Below are 16,780 nucleotides of genomic sequence, written 5' to 3'. Positions count from 1 at the left end.
GGTGATGGCATCGTCGCGGGACCGCATCCTCGACGCCTATGAGGCTCTGCTGGCAGTCGAAGGCGAGCGCTACGCCACCCTGGATGCCGTGGCGGCAAAGGCGGGAGTGTCGAAAGGCGGGCTCCTTTACCACTTTCCGTCAAAGGATCGCCTGGCCGACGCATTGTGCGAGCGCCTGCTGAACCTGGCGGCCGCAGATGTGGAGGCCATGCGCGCCGCACCTGAGGGGCCTGCCCGGTACTACATCCGGACATCGAACTACGCGGAGACCCCGCTCGATCGGGCCCTGGTGGCGGTTTCCCGGTTGCAGCAGGCGGGCGACACCCATGCGCGGACGGTCATCGAATCGGTATCAGCCGACTGGCTGACCGTTCTGCACGATGCACTCGGCGACCTCGACGTGGCCCGCGCTGTGAAGCTGATCGGGGACGGCCTCTACTACAGCGCTCTGCACCGCGCTCTGGGCGGTCACCTGGTGAAGACTGACGATGACGACGGGTTGTTGGCCGTGATCGATCGGATCACCGCCACCTCTGACGCATCGAGCGATTGAGCGCCTGGCCGTGTTGTCGTGCTGATTCAGCCACGCGACCCGGACGAACAGGCGTCCAGCCTCGCCGCCACGCCGTCGAGCAGGAGATCGAGCGCCGATTCACACGCACTTCGCCTCATCGACTCACCGAGTAGCCGACTGGTGGCGGCGATGTTCGGATGCGTGTCGGCGGGCAACCGGGCGTAGGTGTCGCGCCACGTGTCCTCGTCGCGCTTCTGATGTTCGGCAGGCAGGGCTTCGAAGGCTGCATCCAGCGCCGCGAACCCCAGCATCTGGTCGATGAATGCGTGATAGACCTCCACCGCCTCGCGCTCCGGAAAGCCGGCCGAATGAAGAAGTCCCAGAACCGTTTCGATGATGTGGATCTCGTTGGCACCACCGGTCACCCGGCTCGCGGCGAGCACGCCGGCCTGCGGGTGCGCGACGTAGACCCGATGCAGACGCAGCCCGAACTCGCGCATGTCGTCACGCCACCGGCCCGTTGGTTCCCAGCCCTCGACCACCCGCCGCAGCAGTTCGTCCGTCACGGCCAACACGACATCTTCGATGCCGTGGAAGTAGCGGTACAGGGCGGTCGGGTCAGCACCGAGCGCAGCGCCGAGGCGCCGCACGGTCAGGCCTGCCGCACCGTGGTACTGCAACACCCGCAGGGCCGTCTCCACGATGAGCTGCTCGGACAGGAGGACGCCCTGGTTCGTCTGCCGCCGGCGCCGCCGTGGCGACTGAGACTTCAAGGTTCGGCCCATCCGCACTGCCCTCGCTTACGTCAACACGTCGCCCCATTCTGCGGGTTGCCGCATCAGGGCGCACGACAATGCTCAGGCGATGAAGATTTTCCTCAGTGTGTCCCGCACGGTCCACGTGGTGCGTTGCCCGGCGGACAGCCGGACGAGGCTGCCCGGACGAAGTTCGATCGTCGGCGTACCGTCATCGAACGCCACGCTCGCATCCCCGCTGAGTACGACGAAAACCTCGTCGGTTTCAACGTCGCGGGATATGCCGGGCGTATGTTCCCAGACTCCGATCGTCAGATCTGACAATGAGGCCAGGTCCCGCTGGCCCGTCGTCGGAGCCCCGGCCGCCACCAACTCACCGGGAAGTGGTGCGTGGTCGAGTACCAGGCTCGCGGCGTCGACGCAGATGCTCATGAGTCGAACCCCAAGCCCACGGAGTCCAGCGTCTTCAACAGCAGATTGCGCCGGCCCCCACGATGATCGGCGCGGTCGAGTGACCACCGGGTCGCCTGAATCCCGGCCGAGGCCAACGGTTCTGGCGGGAACGGCGCCGGGATGGACTTGACCATGCCGAGTTCGGTGCGAACTGTCGGCGTACCGGCGAAACGGTCGAGCATGACCTCGGCCGCGAATCGCGTGGCAGCCACACCAAGGCCGGTGAACCCGGCGGCATATCCGACGCGATCGCCGTAGGCGGACCCGAAGAACGCGCAGAACCGCGTCGACGTGTCGATCACACCGGCCCAGCGGTGAGTGAACCTGACGTCCTCGAGCTGCGGGAACGTCGTGAAGAAGTGGCCGGCGAGCCGCCGGTAGGTGGCGTCGCGATCCTCGTACCGGGGCCGGATGCGGCCACCGAAGTGATAGATCGCGTCGTACCCGCCCCACAGGATCCGGTTGTCCTTCGACAACCGGTAGTAATGGAACTGGTTCGACATGTCGCTGATGCCTTGCCGGTTGGTCCACCCGATGTCGGCCAGCTGGGATTCGGTCAGCGGCTCGGTCATCAAGGCGTAGTCGTAGACCGGCACCGTGTGGTACCGGTAGCGCTTCAGCAGTGACGGAAAACCGTTGGTCGCCAGGATCACTCGGTCGGCCTGCACGGACACGCGCTCGGTGCGCACTGACAGCGGCCCACCCCGACGGTCCTGACCGACAGCGAGCACCTTGCTGTTCTCGTAGATCTCCACACCGAGTTCACCTGCGGCACGGGCCAGTTCACTCGCGAGTTTGGCGGGGTGGACCAGCGCCGCAGTGTCCTTCGACCACACCCCGGCCAGGAATGTGGGTGACCGTACCTCGGAGGCGATGGCGTGCTGGTCGAAGTAGACCTGATCCGGCCGCAGCGCGGCGCCGGCCAGCTCGGCAGCCTGGTAGGGCTCGACCGCCACCGCGATCGAGCCGGTTCGCTCGAAGTCACAATCGAGACCGAGCGATTCCACGGTCTTCTCGATGCCGTCGAGGTTCTCCAACCCCAGCCGGTCGAGGACCTCCATCTCATCGGGCCAACGGCTCAGACCGTTCTCGGCGCCGTGAGTGAGGGAAGCGTCGACGAACCCGCCGTTGCGTCCTGACGCCGCCCACCCGATCGTCTGCCCCTCGAGCAGGGCGACGCGGATACCCGGCTCCCGTTGCTTTGCCAGCAACGCAGACCACAGCCCGGCGTACCCGCCGCCGACCACGACGAGGTCGTAGTGCGCGAACGGCTGGGGCAGCGCCGGATAGGAGGATTGACCGGGAACGTCGTCGAGCCAGAAGGGCTGAAGCGCGGTGGCGGCCAACGCGTGGTCGATGAGGCTGGTTGCAGGGACGTTGCGTTCGAAAACGGTTTGCACGGTTATCTTCCTGGACGGTGATGTACCACCCAGTAAGAAGGATCGCCCGCACTACCTCAAGGGTGTTGACGTAAGCGCAGAAGCTGCGGAACCAGCACCCGGGTATCGGGCACGAACGGCCAGTCCGGGTCGGACAGGTGGGCAGCCAGTTCCTCGTCGGTCCACCACCAGCCGTCCACGATCTCTTCGGGTTGATGGCGGATCGGTCCGTCCCAGCGCACCTCGTACGCATACAAGTGGCAGCGCATGGGCTTTCCCGCCCACTGCCCGTCCCAGGCCACCGAGGCCAGCGCCGTCAACGGTGGGCCGCTGATGCCGAGTTCCTCGGCCAGTTCCCGGGTCGCGGCCTGCACCGGTGTCTCCCCCGGGTCGATCACCCCGCCGGCCAGGCAATCGTGCATGCCGGCGAACACCGCCTTGGTCATGGTGCGCCGGTGGACGTAGACGCGCGCCCCATCCACTGAACGCACCAGCACGCCCGCACTCGCATGCCACAGACCGTCCGCGTAAACACGTGAACGTGGCGCCGCGCCAACCACATTGCCGCCGGCGTCATACACCGCGACCAGCTCGTCGATCACCTCGTCACGCTACCGGCCCGCGTTCTTGATGGCCTCACGGCGGTTCGCCGCACCGACCTTCCGGTAGATCGACCGCTGGTGGGTCTTGAGCGTGTTCACCGAAATGGAGAGCTTGTCGGCGATCTCCTGCATTGTCTTCGCCGTCCGCAGGAAGGCCAGAATCTCGCGTTCCCGCCGCGTCAGGTCGGCGGCATGCGGAACGACTCGGCCGTGTTCGCCGGCCAACAACGCCTCCTCGACGAAGTCCGGGTACGACGTGCACGACAGATGCGCGGCCAACAACTCCCGGCAGACGGGATCGGGATTGTCGACGAACTGGTAGCGCACCCGCTCGGAGTGGGCGTGGGTCAACATCTCTTCCATCCGCTTGTGCGCCTGCTCAGGATGTCTGTGTTCCCACGCCAGCGCTGCCAGCGTGTACAGCGCATAGGCCGCGATGTACCCGGGCACCTGCGGCTCCAGCGCCTGGTTGGCCAGGCGGTCGGCCAACTCTGGCGCGCCCAGCCGGCGGCACATCCCAGCCAGGACCGCCGACACCATCGGAACATGCTGGGCCCCGACCACGCTCGCGGCCAGGTCCAGGGCGAGCTGACGATCCCCACGTGCCTCGGCCAGGCGGGCCCGACTCGCCGTCTTGTAGCTGACCCACGGCACTCCGTGGGTATCCGCGTCGGGCATACGGGATACGGTGGCTTCGGCGGTGGCGAGCACAGCATCGTCCCGCAGGGTTGCCGCACTGAAGGCCAGGAACATCCGTGCCGTATCAGGGTAGCCGACACCCACGGCAGCGCTCGCCGCAGTCAAATCGCCGACAGCCGAGGCAATCTCGCCATGCCAGAAGCGGATCCAGCCGGCCGTGAATCGCTCGATGCCGTCGCCGTCGTGGGAGAGCCACAGCTCGGGAGCGGATTCGTCGGACACCACCACGAGTTCCAGTGCCTGCTGCGCGCGGCCGATCTGACCCGCGTGAGCCAGCGCGAAAGCCAGGCTCTGCCTGGCCCGGTGAGCCACCTCGCCCAGCCCCAGGGCCGCGCACTCGTTCACCGCCGCCTCCAAGAACGCCGACCCTCGTGTCGAACTTCGGCGTAATCGCGAATCCGCCCAGCCGAGAATGAACAGCGCGCACGCGTAGACGCGCGGTGTCACCACGTCACGTTTGATCAGCGCGGCCTCGACGCGGTCGGCGGCGCGGTCCATCAACTCGCGGTCATCAGAGATCAGAAGTCGCGTGACATCGGCGATGAAGTCCAATCGCCCCGGCGCCGCCGCGGATGACGACATGGCCGCGGCCCGGTCGAAAAGCAGTGATGCCGTGACATCGTCGCCTGCCATGGCACGGCAACTGGACCGGATCATCAGGGTCTCCGGGTGCTCACCGAAGGCCTCGGTGAGCCGCAGGCACGCCAGATCGAGTGCGGCCGAACGTGATTGCAACAGCAACTCAAGCCAGCGGTCGGCGACGATGTCGTACCCGAAGCGGTCCTCTGCCCGGATCGAATGCTCGACGGCCTCCAGCGGGTACCGCTGCGCCAGTTCGACTCCAGCCAATCGGTTGAGCCGCTTCCACTCCTCGGGAGATCTGCGCCTCAGCAGAACTTGGCAGTTCTTCACGAACATCGAATGCCATTGGAAGACCGCGCTTTCCCCGGTACCGATACGTTCGAGGAACAGGCCAGCGGCAGCGCACTCGTTGAGTAGGTCACCACTGTCCGGACGGTTTGTGAGCAGGCGCGCCAATCGTTCGTCCAGTCGTGGACACACGGTGGCCTTGAGCGCGAATTCGGCCAGGTCGGGCCGCATCCGGGCCAATACCGCGGTGCCGATGTAATCGGTGAGGTCGACATCGGCGGAGAACGCCGGGACTCCGGCGCCGCCGACCAGCATCAGCCGAACCGCACCGGGCCACCCGCCGGTGGCCGTCATGATGCGGTCGATGTCCTCACCTTGAGGTGGGGTGCCGGTTGCGGCGACCAATGCCGTCACGTCGTCGCGGCTGAAGGCCAATTCGGCCGAACCGATGACGGCAACCTTGTCGTGAACCCGTAGCCGTGCCCAGGCAGGGCTCACGGGGTCGGTCGTGATCAGGACGAATCGCAACCACTGCGGTCCATTCTCGACCAACTCCACGACGTCGCCGTCGCCCCACACCGACCGGGCGAACTGAAAATCGTCGATCACGATGGTCAGGTTCCGCTGCCGATCGATGGCCATGAGCGCGGTCACTGCCGCGTCGTAGGACGCGGAGTCGAACGCCCCTGACAGTGCCCGGCCAAACCACCCGTCCGCAGCATCACCCGCGCTGTTGCGCAGTGCGGTCAACATGCCGCGCAGCACATCGCTGCGGTCGGTGACCCGTTCGGTCAGCGTCAGCCACGCCGTCGATCCGGGCTCGTCACGTTGGCGCTCGGCCACCCACTGCGCGACGGCGACGGTCTTACCGAAGCCCGAAGGAGCAGCGATGAGCACCGCGCGCCGCCCGGCGATGTGCCCATCGAGGCTGTGGCCGATGGCCCGGCGCGACAACATCCCGGGGCCCGACGCCGGCGTGGTGGCCAGAAACCACGGCACCGGCTGCATCGACGACGTTCGGGTGGGCTGCACGCTGGTTCCTGACGATCACTGTGCCGGGCATGATGTGCTGCCCGGTGGGTACCGGGCAGCACCTGATTGTCCCAGTTACGGCGTGACGATGTTGAACCAGAACGGGAAGTTGTCGAGCAGGCCCATGAACTCGTCGAACGACCCGCGGTTTCCGTCGATGGTCACCTTGTTCTGCGAGATCGCGTCCTGCAGCTTGACGTTGCCCAGCTGGATGTCGTCGAGCGTCGCCTTGTCCAGGGTGACGGTGACGTTGGCATTCGGCACCGGCGCCGGCGCATAGTTGAGCACCGCATTCTCGACGGTCAGCCCGTATTGCTTCTTCAGGTCGCCGAAGTTGACGTTCATGGTGATGTTCTTGCCGGCGGCCTTCGGACCGTTGAGCCGCACCGCCAGGTAGTCGAACAGCAGCTCCGGCGGCATCGCCTTGATGGTGTCCGGACTCGCCGAGTTGGTCGCCGCGACATCCGGAACGCCGTTGCGCAATTCGTAGGCACCCTGGAGGTAGACCGAGCGCCACGGTCCGGACTCAGCCTGATAGCCGAGTTGCTCGTAGCTGTCGGCGAGCAAGTTCTTGGCGTCGGTGTTGTCCGGGTTGGCGAACACCACCTGCTTGAGCACCATCGCGGTCCAGCGATAGTTACCGGCGTCGAAATCCTTCTTCGCCTTGTCCAGAACCGCGCCTTCGCCGCCCATGTACTCGACGTACTTCTTGGCCGCGTCTGCCGGCGGCAGATCGTCCAAGTCGGAAGGGTTGCCGTCGTACCAGCCCATGTAGCGCTGATAGACCGCACGCGAATTGTGTTTCAGCGTGCCGTAGTAGCCCCGATCGGGCCAGAAGTTGTTCAGTTCGGGCGGCAACGCGATCTCTTCCGCGATCTCCGAACCGACCAAGCCGGTGTTCATCATGCGCACGGACTGGTCATGGATGTACTTGTACATGTCACGCACGCGCTTGAAGTAGTCGATGACCTTCTCGTTGCCCCACATCGGCCAGTGGTGGCTCTGGAACTTGACCTCGGTATTCGGTCCGTACAGCCGGATCGTCTCGTCGAGGAACTGCGACCATTTCAGCGGATCACGGACCTGTGCACCTCGCAGGGTCAGCAGGTTGTGCATCGTGTTGACCGTGTTCTCAGCCATCCACAGGGCCTTGAACTGTGGGAAGAAGGTGTTCATCTCCGATGGCGCCTCGGTGCCCGGAGTCAACTGGAACTCCATATCCACGCCATCGACCGTCATCTTGGTGCCGGTGGTCCTGATCACGTCGGTCGGAATGATGAGGGTGGGCACGCCGTTCGAAATGGTCTGTCCCAGGCCGGCATTCACGCCACCTTGGGCGTTGCGCGGCAGTTGCGCACCGAACATGTAGACCGCACGGCGTGACATCGCGTTGCCGGCGATCACGTTCTCGCTCACCGCGTGGTCGACGAAACCCTCGGGGGTGATGACCTTGACCTTGCCGGAGTCGACATCCGCCTGGTTCACGATGCCGCGGATACCGCCGTAGTGGTCGGTGTGCGAATGGCTGATCACCACCGCGTGAATCGGCCGGGCGCCCAGTTTTCCGTTCGCCAGATCCAATGCGGCCTTGGCAGTTTGAGGCGAGACCATGGTGTCGACGATGATCCAGCCCGTGTCTCCCCTGACCAGGGTGAGGTTCGACAGGTCGTAGCCCCGCACCTGATAGATGCGGTCGGGCACCACCTCGAACAAGCCGTATTGCATGTTCAGCTGCGCATTGCGCCACAGGCTGGGATTGACGGTGTCCGGCGCGGCCTTGTCCTCGGCGATGTACTTCTTGTATTCCTCGAGGTCCCAGACGACGTTGCCGTTGTCATCCTTGATCGTCAGAGTCTCCGGACGCTCCAGAAGCCCACGTTTGGCATCCTCGAAGTCGGCCTTGTCATTGAACGGCAAGGTGTCGAGCAGCTTCTGGTTGGCGGCCTTGGTCGCCTCGGTGGCGCCCTTGACCGTGTTGTCCGTGCTGACATCTCCCCCGCCACCGGACGACGAACCACCGGTTTTGTCGTTGCACGCAGCGACAAGTGTCGTAGCGACGCCGGCTACCGCCAACCCGCCCAGCATCCTGCGCCGCGGCAGTTGGGCACGCAATTCGTGAGGCTTATCTGCTGGATACGACTTCGAATTGGAATCCATGCCATTGAATTATGCCGCCGCGTCAACGCATTCGCGGGCAAATCGCAGCTGGCGACCTGAATAGGCGCACAAACAGCATCGCTACCGGCCCGTTGCCGGGAAATCGAATCAACCAGCAAGCAAAGGGGTGTCACCTCCGCCACGGCCGCCGAGTATGCGAAAAGCTGGACAGCTCAATAGGAAATGGTGATCACGCCGTTTGCTTCACTGACCGGATAGACCGTGAGAGGGCGGATAGCGGGCCCGTTGAGCACAGCTCCGGTGGTGATGTCATAACGACATCCATGGCACTGGCACAGGATGGTGGTTCCGGTGAGTATTCCCGCTGACAACGGACACGCCTCATGAGTGCACAGATCGTCGAATGCGAAGAGCTTCCCACCGACACGCGCCACCGATACCCGCCACTTGCGGTCTTCCAGGTAATACGGGTTGACAGAACCGTCCGCCAACCGGTCCGCAGAGTCGAGGTGGTGCACCGTCGGCGTATCGGGTGTCGTCATAGCGGGCCTCACAGGTTCGCGGCGTTCAGTACGGGTAGTCGGGAATGACGTCCTGGTGCCGGGCGTCGAGGCGAAGTTCGCCGGGCGCACCCGCGGGAACCAGTGGGCGGTGCGGCAGGATCGCGGACATGCGTTCGTAGCCCGACCCCAGGGGTGGGCGCGAATCTTCGTCACCCTTGTTGGGCCAGAACGACATTGCTCGCTCTGCCATAGCGGTGATGGTCAGCGACGGGTTGACCCCCGGATTGGACGGCATCACGCTGCCGTCCAGGATGTGCAGGCCCGGCTGGCCGAACACACGCTGGTACGGATCGACAGCGCCGTGCTCAGGAGTACCGCCGATCGGCATGCCGCCGATGAAGTGCGCCGACGCTGTTCGATTCAGAGTTTCGAACATCAACGCGTACTGGTCACAGCCCATCTTCTCGGCGAGGCGATCGGCATATTCCTCGACCACTGGGATGTGTACAGGCGGTGACTTCACGCTGCCTTTGCGACTGCGCAACATACCGTTCTTCCAGTACAAGTCGATGGAGGTGTCGTCGGCCTGCATACAGAGCAGCACCGCCATCCGCTCAGACCAATGTCTCGGGTCGGCACCACCCAGGACGTTGCCGGGATTGGTGAAGAGTTCCTTCAGCGTGTTCAAAGTCGGATGTTTCTGATTTCCCCGTTGGTGATAGCCGAACAGCAATGCCATGAAGTTGCTACCGACGCCGTAGTACACCGGTTCGATGCTTGTCATCTCATCGGGCCAGACACCCGAGGTGATCGACACCGCGCCGGGGGTGATCTGCAATCTCTCTGGATCACGCTTCCAATCGCGGTATGGACGGTTGACGCTGAGAAGCTGCTCGGAGTTGGTGCGAGCACGCCGGCCGAGCTGATCCGACATGCCGGGCAGCTTGCCTTCGTGCTGCATGCGCAGCAGCAGCTTGGCCGTTCCGTACGCGTGCGCCGCCACGATCACCTGGTCTGCGGTGTACCTCCGATGGTCCATTCGAGCCGCCCGATGAGCCCACCCGGGATGGCGGGTGTGCACTTCGAAGCCGCCGCCAAAAAGCTTGTCGACCTCGTAGACCTCGTGCAGTTCGTGGACGACAGCACCGAGTTTCTCGGCCAGGTACAAGTAGTTGACCGTCAACTTGTTCTTCGCGTTGCGTCCGCAGCCGATCATGCAGTCGCCGCAGTTGACGCAGCCGCGGCGACGTGGCCCGACCCCGCCGAAGTAGGGGTCCTCGGCTTCCTCGTCGGGAGTACCGAAATACACTCCGACCGGCGCCCGGTTGAACGTGTGTCCGATTCCCATGTCGTCGGCCACCTGCCGCATGTGGCGGTCGACGTCGGTGGGCATGTACGGCACTCTGACCACGCCCAGCATGCGCCGGGCCTGGTCGATGTAGGGCGCCAGTTCGTCGGCCCAATCGGTGATCCCGGCCCACTCCGGGGAATCGAAGAATCGTCGTGGCGGCACATACAGCGTGTTGGCGTAGACGTGTGAGCCGCCGCCGACCCCCGCGCCGGACAGGATCAGCACGTCGTCGAGAAGCTCGATCCGTTGGACACCGAACATCTCGAACTCTGGCTGCCACAAGAACTTACGGACATTCCAGCTGGTCTTGGGAATCATGTCGTCGGGCCAGCGTTTGCCGGACTCCATCACCGCAACGCGGTAGCCCTTCTCGGCGGCGCGCATTGCGGCGACGCTGCCGCCGAATCCGGAGCCGATGACGATCACGTCGTAATGGGTGCCTGATTCGTTCATGTTCACCTTCGCCTGGCGGGCTGTGCTGGGAACCGTGCGCGAACGAATTCGACCGTAGTACGAAATTAACGCAGCAACCGGGAATTGAACACATCCATCGGGAGTGCCAATTGCGTTCACAACAGCAGTAATTCACCCAAAATGGGTGAGTCGCCCACCGCAATGCCGATGATCGTCAGCTGCTTTCTGTCGCGCGACTCGATGTGTTCTGCCGGGGGCTGAAAGCAAAAGTGCCCCAAACCCGAAGGTTTGGGGCACTTTGTCGTCTGCTCGCGCAGAGCGGAGAAGTGCAGCTTTCGCTACTTCGCCTTCTCCAGCACCTCGACCAGGCGCCAGCGCTTGGAGGCCGACAGCGGTCGGGTCTCCATCAGCGAGACGCGGTCGCCGATACCGGCATCACCGTTCTCGTCGTGCGCCTTGACCTTCTTGGTGGTCCGGATGATCTTGCCGTAGAGCGGGTGGCTCTTACGATCTTCCAGCTCGACCACGATGGTCTTCTGCATCTTGTCGCTGACCACGTAACCGATGGCGGTCTTGCGACGGCCGCGCTGCGTCTCGGTGGCCGGCGTGTGCCTGGGGCCCTTAGTTTCTGCCATTACGAATCCTCACCACCGGGCCCGGAAGCCAGACCCAACTCACGTTCACGCAGCACGGTGTACACCCGTGCAATCTCCTGGCGCACGACGCGCAGCCGACGGTTGTTGGCCAGCTGACCGGTCGCCATCTGGAAGCGCAGGTTGAACAGCTCTTCCTTCGACTCGCGGAGCTTGTCCTTCAACTCGGTGTCGGACAGTTCGCGCAGTTCACCAGGCGTAGTTCCCACTGCCATCAGAACTGCTCCTCTCGACTCACGATGCGTGCCTTGATCGGCAGCTTGTGGATTGCGCGAGTCAGCGCTTCCTTGGCGATCTTCTCGTCGGGGTAGCTGATCTCGAACAGAATGCGACCCGGCTTGACGTTGGCGACCCACCACTCCGGCGAACCCTTACCGGAACCCATGCGGGTCTCGGCGGGCTTCTTGGTCAGCGGGCGGTCCGGGAAGATGTTGATCCAGACCTTGCCGCCACGCTTGATGTGCCGGTTGATGGCGATACGAGCGGACTCGATCTGCCGGTTGGTGATGTAGGCGTGGCCGAGGGCCTGGATGCCGTAATCACCGAAGCTGACCTGCGTGCCACCACTGGCGATGCCGCGCTGCCGGGGGTGGTGCTGCTTGCGGTGCTTGACCTTGCGGGGAATCAGCATGATTAGCTCTCCGTGCTCTCAGCTGCGGGTGCGCTGGCAGCCGCGGCCTCGGTTGCGGACGAAGCATCGTCACCGGTCGCTGCGCGGCCGGCCTCGGTGCTCGTCGCCGTGGTGCCCGAAGCACCGCTACGACGCGGCCGGGTACCCGACGGACGCTCACGACGCGGCCGGTCACTGGCCGGCGCTGCGGCGGTGAGCTCACGCTTGCCACCGACGATGTCGCCCTTGTAGATCCACACCTTCACGCCGATCCGGCCGAAGGTGGTCTTGGCCTCGTAGAGGCCGTAGTCGATGTCCGCGCGCAGCGTGTGCAGCGGAACCCGACCTTCGCGGTAGAACTCCGAGCGGCTCATCTCAGCACCGCCGAGGCGACCCGAGCACTGCACCCGGATGCCCTTGACGTTGGGCTGACGCATGGCCGACTGGATCGCCTTGCGCATCGCGCGGCGGAACGCCACACGGTTGCTCAGCTGCTCGGCAACACCCTGGGCGACGAGCTGAGCCTGCGACTCAGGGTTCTTCACCTCGAGGATGTTGAGCTGAACCTGCTTGCCGGTCAGCTTCTCCAGGTCGGCGCGGATACGGTCGGCCTCGGTGCCGCGGCGGCCGATGACGATGCCGGGACGCGCGGTGTGGATGTCAACGCGAACCCGATCGCGGGTGCGCTCGATCTCCACGTCGGCGATACCGGCGCGCTCCAGACCAGTGGCCAGCAGACGCCGGATGGCGACGTCTTCCTTCACGTAGTCCTTGTACTGCTTGTCGGCGTACCACCGGGACTTCCACTCGGTGGTGATACCGAGCCGGAAGCCATGGGGATTGATCTTCTGGCCCACTACTCCGAGCCTCCCTTCGTCTCGGCAGACTTCTTCGTGGCGGCCTTACTGCCCTGAGCACGGCGCGACCGTGCCGATCCGGCGGACGCACCCTTCTGTTTGGGCGGCCGGCTCTCGACGATCACCGTGATGTGGCTGGTGCGCTTGCGAATCCGGAACGCACGCCCCTGGGCACGCGGACGGATGCGCTTGGCGGTCGGGCCTTCGTCGGCGTGGATCGTGGCCACCACGAGAGTGGTCGGGTCCAGGCCTTCGTTGTTCTGCGCATTGGCGGCAGCGCTGGCGATCACCTTGGCAACCGGCTCGCTTGCGCCCTGCGGCGCCCACCGCAAGATGTCGAGGGCTTCCTCGACGCTCTTGCCGCGGACCAGATCGATGACGCGGCGGGCCTTGCTGGCCGAGACGCGCACGAAGCGCGCCGACGCCGTCGCCGACGGGTATTCAGTGACTGTGGTACTCATCGCCGCTTGCTCTTCCGGTCGTCCTTGATGTGACCCTTGAAGGTGCGCGTCGGGGCGAATTCGCCGAGCTTGTGCCCGACCATCGCCTCGGTGACGAACACCGGGACGTGCTTGCGGCCGTCATGCACCGCAAACGTGTGCCCAATGAAGTCGGGGAGAATGGTGGACCGACGCGACCAGGTCTTGATGACCTGCTTGCTGTTCTTCTCGTTCTGAACGTCGACCTTCTTGAGAAGATGGTCGTCGACGAACGGACCCTTTTTGAGACTACGAGGCATCGCTGCTACTCCTTCCGCGGCCTAGCGCTTCTTGCCGGTGCGCCGGCGACGGACGATGAGCTTGTCGCTCGGCTTGTTGGGCTTGCGGGTGCGGCCCTCCGGCTTGCCCCACGGGCTGACCGGATGGCGACCACCGGAAGTCTTGCCTTCACCACCACCGTGCGGGTGGTCGACCGGGTTCATCACGACACCACGGACGGTCGGGCGCTTGCCCTTCCACCGCATACGGCCGGCTTTACCCCAGTTGATGTTGGCCTGCTCGGCGTTGCCCACCTCGCCGACGGTGGCGCGGCAGCGCACGTCGACGCGACGGATCTCACCGGACGGCATACGCAGGGAGGCGTAGGTGCCTTCCTTACCCAGCAGCTGGATGCTCACGCCGGCCGAGCGGGCCAGCTTGGCTCCACCACCGGGCCGCAGCTCCACAGCGTGGATCACGGTACCGGCGGGGATGTTGCGCAGCGGCAGGTTGTTGCCGGGCTTGATGTCGGCGTTCGGCCCCTGCTCGATGACGTCGCCCTGCTTCAGACCCTGGGGCGCGATGATGTAGCGCTTCTCGCCGTCCAGGAAATGCAGCAGCGCGATGTTCGCGGTGCGGTTGGGGTCGTACTCGATGTGCGCGACCTTGGCGTTCACGCCGTCCTTGTCATGGCGACGGAAGTCGATGACGCGGTAGGCACGCTTGTGGCCGCCACCCTTGTGCCGGGTGGTGATCCGGCCGTGGGCGTTACGACCACCCTTGCCGTGCAGCGGGCGAATCAGCGATTTCTCCGGAGTCGAACGAGTGATCTCGGCGAAATCGGAGACGCTGGCACCGCGACGACCCGGGGTCGTCGGCTTGTACTTGCGAATTCCCATATCAGTTAAATCCTCTTAGTTCCCGGCCGGTCAGGCCGGGGCTCCGAACAGTTCGATCGGCTTGCTGCCGGCGGCCAGGGTGACGATGGCGCGCTTGGTGTCCTTGCGCTTGCCGAAGCCCGCGCGAGTGCGCTTGCGCTTGCCCTGCCGGTTGGCGGTGTTCACCGAGCTCACCTTGACGTCGAAGATCTTCTCGATGGCGATCTTGATCTGCGTCTTGTTGGAGTCCGGGTGCACGATGAACGTGTACACGTTGTCCTCGATCAGCCCGTACGACTTCTCCGAGATGACCGGGGCCAGGATGATGTCGCGGGGGTCTGTAATCGTTGCCATCAGACCGACGCTCCTTCTTTTTGGTCCTTGGTGCTCGCGCTGATGTACGCGTTCAGGGCCTCAACCGAGAACACCAGATCGTCGGCGTTGAGCACGTCGTAGGTGTTGAGCTGGTCCGGGGAGACCACGTGCACACCGGGCAGGTTGCGGACGCTCTTGAGCCCGACCTCATCTGTGCGGCCGATGACGACGAGAACCTTTTTGTTCTCAGTCAGGCTCGCCAGGAACGCCTTGGCGCTCTTGGTCGACGGGGTCTGGCCCTCGACGAGTTCGGTGATCGCGTGGATCCGCTCGTTGCGGGCCCGGTCCGACAGCGCACCGCGCAGGGCGGCGGCGATCATCTTCTTCGGGGTCCGCTGGCTGTAGTCGCGCGGCTGCGGGCCGTGCACGACGCCACCGCCGGTGAACTGCGGTGCGCGGGTCGAGCCCTGACGCGCCCGGCCGGTGCCCTTCTGCCGGTACGGCTTCTTGCCGCCACCGGAGACCTCACCGCGGGTCTTCGTCGAGTGGGTGCCCTGGCGCTTGGCGGCCAACTGTGCGTTGACGACCTGGTGCATCAGAGCGATGTTGGGCTCGACGTCGAACAGCGCGGCAGGCAGCTCGACGGAACCGTCCGTCTTACCGGCCGGCGTCTTAACGTCAATTTTCAAAGTCATTACTTCTCGCCTCGCTTGATTGCGCTGCGGACAACCACCAGACCACCGTTGCGTCCGGGGATTGCTCCCTTGATCAACAGCACGCCGTTCTCGGCATCGACCTTGTGAACCTTGAGGTTCTGCGTGGTCACCCGGTCGTGGCCCATGCGGCCCGACATCCGGGTGCCCTTGAACACGCGGCCCGGGGTGGCACAGCCACCGATGGAGCCGGGACGACGGTGCACGGCCTGCGCACCGTGGGCGGCGCCCTGGCCCTTGAAGCCGTGACGCTTCATGGTGCCTGCGAAGCCCTTGCCCTTGCTGGTGCCGGTCACGTCGACGTAAGCACCGTCGGCGAAGATCTCGGCGGTCAGCTCCTGGCCGACCTCGTACTCGGCGGCCGCAGCCTCGTCGACCCGCAGCTCGGCCAGGTGGCGGCGCGGGTTGACACCCGCGGCGGCGTACTGCCCGGTGACGGGCTTGTTGACCTTGCGCGGGCTGATCTCGCCATAGGCGAGCTGCACGGCGCTGTAGCCGTCGCGCTCGGGGGTACGGATAAGGGTCACCACGTTGGGGCCGGCCTTCACGACCGTCACCGGGACGACTTTGTTGTTCTCATCGAACACCTGCGTCATGCCCAGCTTGGTGCCCAGGATGCCTTTTCTTGCCATCTGTTCTGGATCTCCTACTGGATGTTGACGTCGACACTGGCCGGCAGGTCGATACGCATGAGCGCGTCAACCGTCTTCGGCGTCGGGTCGAGGATGTCGATCAGTCGCTTGTGGGTGCGCATTTCGAAATGCTCCCGCGAGTCCTTGTACTTGTGCGGCGACCGAATGACGCAATACACGTTCTTCTCGGTCGGCAGCGGCACGGGGCCCACCACACTGGCACCGGTACGGGTGACCGTCTCGACGATCTTTCGCGCCGAGGCATCAATGGCCTCATGGTCGTAGGCCTTGAGCCTGATGCGGATCTTCTGTCCCGCCACGCTTCTCCTACCTCTACTTCGTACATCGGCCGGCCGTATCGGAGCCCCGATGGAAACCATCGAAACCCCGTCGGGCCTGGTGCCCCGGCGCGGATACGCCGAGAATTGCCGCCGCTGTTTACCTGTCTGTGGTTCACCGGCCCCCGCGGTCGGGTGTGTCGCCCTCACGCACACGTCCTCGCCGTGAAAAATCCGTCGAGATCGGTGTTGGGACCGGACGCGCCCGTGGGGGCGCCGGTCGTATGCCCGGCCAGAAAATACCCGGCTCAAGGCAACCCGAACAGTATGCCCTAGATCTGGGCGTCCTCCAAATCCACGATCGAGCAGGTCCGGGGGCGTGCACGCACGCCGCCTCAATCGTCGCCGAGATTGCACTCAGGGACAAATCCGAGCCCGGGTTTGCCCCTGGCTTCA

At 64.7% G+C, this 16,780-nt stretch carries 20 protein-coding genes; 1 reads left to right on the top strand and 19 read right to left on the bottom strand.

Annotation, left to right across the window (positions count from 1 at the left end; translation table 11 throughout):
* The first annotated feature begins 4 nt into the window (after positions 1-4).
* On the top strand, positions 5-553 hold the full coding sequence (locus QQ25_RS07760; protein ID WP_039315578.1) for a TetR/AcrR family transcriptional regulator: 549 nt from the start codon (positions 5-7) through the stop codon (positions 551-553).
* A gap of 26 nt (positions 554-579) precedes the next feature.
* On the opposite strand, the gene QQ25_RS07755 is transcribed toward QQ25_RS07760, so the two are convergent.
* The 19 genes from QQ25_RS07755 to rpsJ form a co-directional block, all read right to left on the bottom strand.
* A complete protein-coding gene (locus QQ25_RS07755) occupies positions 580-1,215 on the bottom strand; it encodes a TetR/AcrR family transcriptional regulator (RefSeq protein WP_234711869.1) in 636 nt (211 codons plus the stop codon).
* 156 nt (positions 1,216-1,371) lie between these two features.
* Positions 1,372-1,701, bottom strand: coding sequence for a cupin domain-containing protein (locus tag QQ25_RS07750; RefSeq protein WP_039378132.1), 330 nt, complete (start codon positions 1,699-1,701; stop codon positions 1,372-1,374).
* Positions 1,698-3,122, bottom strand: coding sequence for an NAD(P)/FAD-dependent oxidoreductase (locus tag QQ25_RS07745; protein ID WP_039378131.1), 1,425 nt, complete (start codon positions 3,120-3,122; stop codon positions 1,698-1,700). The genes QQ25_RS07750 and QQ25_RS07745 overlap by 4 nt, the downstream gene beginning before the upstream one ends.
* Positions 3,123-3,178: 56 nt before the next feature.
* Positions 3,179-3,703: an NUDIX hydrolase gene (locus QQ25_RS07740; RefSeq protein ID WP_101906236.1), complete on the bottom strand. Its 525-nt coding sequence runs from the start codon at positions 3,701-3,703 to the stop codon at positions 3,179-3,181.
* A gap of 9 nt (positions 3,704-3,712) precedes the next feature.
* The gene (locus QQ25_RS07735) at positions 3,713-6,304 is read right to left on the bottom strand and encodes a helix-turn-helix transcriptional regulator (protein ID WP_131546126.1); all 2,592 of its coding nucleotides are present in this window, start codon (positions 6,302-6,304) and stop codon (positions 3,713-3,715) included.
* A gap of 75 nt (positions 6,305-6,379) precedes the next feature.
* Complete coding sequence (locus tag QQ25_RS07730; RefSeq protein ID WP_234711868.1) at positions 6,380-8,461, bottom strand: alkyl/aryl-sulfatase; 2,082 nt, start codon at positions 8,459-8,461, stop codon at positions 6,380-6,382.
* 173 nt (positions 8,462-8,634) lie between these two features.
* Positions 8,635-8,964: a Rieske (2Fe-2S) protein gene (locus QQ25_RS07725; RefSeq protein ID WP_052235702.1), complete on the bottom strand. Its 330-nt coding sequence runs from the start codon at positions 8,962-8,964 to the stop codon at positions 8,635-8,637.
* A 25-nt stretch (positions 8,965-8,989) separates the two neighbouring features.
* Complete coding sequence (locus tag QQ25_RS07720; RefSeq protein ID WP_052235747.1) at positions 8,990-10,729, bottom strand: GMC oxidoreductase; 1,740 nt, start codon at positions 10,727-10,729, stop codon at positions 8,990-8,992.
* Positions 10,730-11,028: 299 nt separating this feature from the next.
* Positions 11,029-11,325, bottom strand: coding sequence for a 30S ribosomal protein S17 (rpsQ, locus tag QQ25_RS07715; RefSeq protein WP_039315566.1), 297 nt, complete (start codon positions 11,323-11,325; stop codon positions 11,029-11,031).
* On the bottom strand, positions 11,325-11,558 hold the full coding sequence (rpmC, locus tag QQ25_RS07710; protein WP_029106861.1) for a 50S ribosomal protein L29: 234 nt from the start codon (positions 11,556-11,558) through the stop codon (positions 11,325-11,327). Before rpmC ends, rpsQ begins: the two co-directional genes overlap by 1 nt.
* The gene (gene rplP, locus QQ25_RS07705) at positions 11,558-11,974 is read right to left on the bottom strand and encodes a 50S ribosomal protein L16 (RefSeq protein WP_029106860.1); all 417 of its coding nucleotides are present in this window, start codon (positions 11,972-11,974) and stop codon (positions 11,558-11,560) included. Before rplP ends, rpmC begins: the two co-directional genes overlap by 1 nt.
* A 2-nt stretch (positions 11,975-11,976) precedes the next feature.
* Positions 11,977-12,810, bottom strand: coding sequence for a 30S ribosomal protein S3 (gene rpsC / locus QQ25_RS07700; RefSeq protein ID WP_039315563.1), 834 nt, complete (start codon positions 12,808-12,810; stop codon positions 11,977-11,979).
* The gene (gene rplV / locus QQ25_RS07695; protein ID WP_039378129.1) at positions 12,810-13,271 is read right to left on the bottom strand and encodes a 50S ribosomal protein L22; all 462 of its coding nucleotides are present in this window, start codon (positions 13,269-13,271) and stop codon (positions 12,810-12,812) included. The genes rpsC and rplV overlap by 1 nt, the downstream gene beginning before the upstream one ends.
* Positions 13,268-13,549 (bottom strand): 30S ribosomal protein S19, encoded by a 282-nt coding sequence (gene rpsS, locus QQ25_RS07690; RefSeq protein WP_029106857.1) that lies wholly within the window; start codon positions 13,547-13,549, stop codon positions 13,268-13,270. Before rpsS ends, rplV begins: the two co-directional genes overlap by 4 nt.
* Before the next feature lie 21 nt (positions 13,550-13,570).
* Positions 13,571-14,407, bottom strand: coding sequence for a 50S ribosomal protein L2 (gene rplB, locus QQ25_RS07685; RefSeq protein ID WP_029106856.1), 837 nt, complete (start codon positions 14,405-14,407; stop codon positions 13,571-13,573).
* A 30-nt stretch (positions 14,408-14,437) separates the two neighbouring features.
* Positions 14,438-14,740 carry a 50S ribosomal protein L23 gene (rplW, locus tag QQ25_RS07680; RefSeq protein ID WP_029106855.1) on the bottom strand — a complete coding sequence of 101 codons (303 nt, stop codon included), beginning with the start codon at positions 14,738-14,740 and terminating at the stop codon, positions 14,438-14,440.
* Positions 14,740-15,396, bottom strand: a complete 657-nt coding sequence (gene rplD / locus QQ25_RS07675; protein ID WP_039315556.1) for a 50S ribosomal protein L4 — start codon at positions 15,394-15,396, stop codon at positions 14,740-14,742. Before rplD ends, rplW begins: the two co-directional genes overlap by 1 nt.
* On the bottom strand, positions 15,396-16,046 hold the full coding sequence (gene rplC / locus QQ25_RS07670) for a 50S ribosomal protein L3 (RefSeq protein WP_029106853.1): 651 nt from the start codon (positions 16,044-16,046) through the stop codon (positions 15,396-15,398). Before rplC ends, rplD begins: the two co-directional genes overlap by 1 nt.
* A 14-nt stretch (positions 16,047-16,060) precedes the next feature.
* A complete protein-coding gene (gene rpsJ / locus QQ25_RS07665) occupies positions 16,061-16,366 on the bottom strand; it encodes a 30S ribosomal protein S10 (protein WP_003883485.1) in 306 nt (101 codons plus the stop codon).
* Between the last annotated feature and the right edge of the window lie 414 nt (positions 16,367-16,780).

It is taken from the genome of Mycolicibacterium setense (assembly GCF_000805385.1).
GTDB lineage: Bacteria > Actinomycetota > Actinomycetes > Mycobacteriales > Mycobacteriaceae > Mycobacterium > Mycobacterium setense.
Note: the sequence above shows the minus strand (reverse complement) of the source record. Positions and strands in the feature narration are given on the sequence as shown.

Coding starts and splice junctions, on each gene's coding strand:
- QQ25_RS07760 (WP_039315578.1), top strand. CDS start 5: ATGGCATCGTCGCGGGACCGCATCCTCGACGCCTATGAGGCTCTGCTG.
- QQ25_RS07750 (WP_039378132.1), bottom strand. CDS start 1,701: ATGAGCATCTGCGTCGACGCCGCGAGCCTGGTACTCGACCACGCACCA.
- QQ25_RS07730 (WP_234711868.1), bottom strand. CDS start 8,461: ATGGATTCCAATTCGAAGTCGTATCCAGCAGATAAGCCTCACGAATTG.
- QQ25_RS07725 (WP_052235702.1), bottom strand. CDS start 8,964: ATGACGACACCCGATACGCCGACGGTGCACCACCTCGACTCTGCGGAC.
- QQ25_RS07720 (WP_052235747.1), bottom strand. CDS start 10,729: ATGAACGAATCAGGCACCCATTACGACGTGATCGTCATCGGCTCCGGA.
- rpsQ (WP_039315566.1), bottom strand. CDS start 11,325: ATGGCAGAAACTAAGGGCCCCAGGCACACGCCGGCCACCGAGACGCAG.
- rpmC (WP_029106861.1), bottom strand. CDS start 11,558: ATGGCAGTGGGAACTACGCCTGGTGAACTGCGCGAACTGTCCGACACC.
- rplP (WP_029106860.1), bottom strand. CDS start 11,974: ATGCTGATTCCCCGCAAGGTCAAGCACCGCAAGCAGCACCACCCCCGG.
- rplV (WP_039378129.1), bottom strand. CDS start 13,271: ATGAGTACCACAGTCACTGAATACCCGTCGGCGACGGCGTCGGCGCGC.
- rpsS (WP_029106857.1), bottom strand. CDS start 13,549: ATGCCTCGTAGTCTCAAAAAGGGTCCGTTCGTCGACGACCATCTTCTC.
- rplB (WP_029106856.1), bottom strand. CDS start 14,407: ATGGGAATTCGCAAGTACAAGCCGACGACCCCGGGTCGTCGCGGTGCC.
- rplW (WP_029106855.1), bottom strand. CDS start 14,740: ATGGCAACGATTACAGACCCCCGCGACATCATCCTGGCCCCGGTCATC.
- rplD (WP_039315556.1), bottom strand. CDS start 15,396: ATGACTTTGAAAATTGACGTTAAGACGCCGGCCGGTAAGACGGACGGT.
- rplC (WP_029106853.1), bottom strand. CDS start 16,046: ATGGCAAGAAAAGGCATCCTGGGCACCAAGCTGGGCATGACGCAGGTG.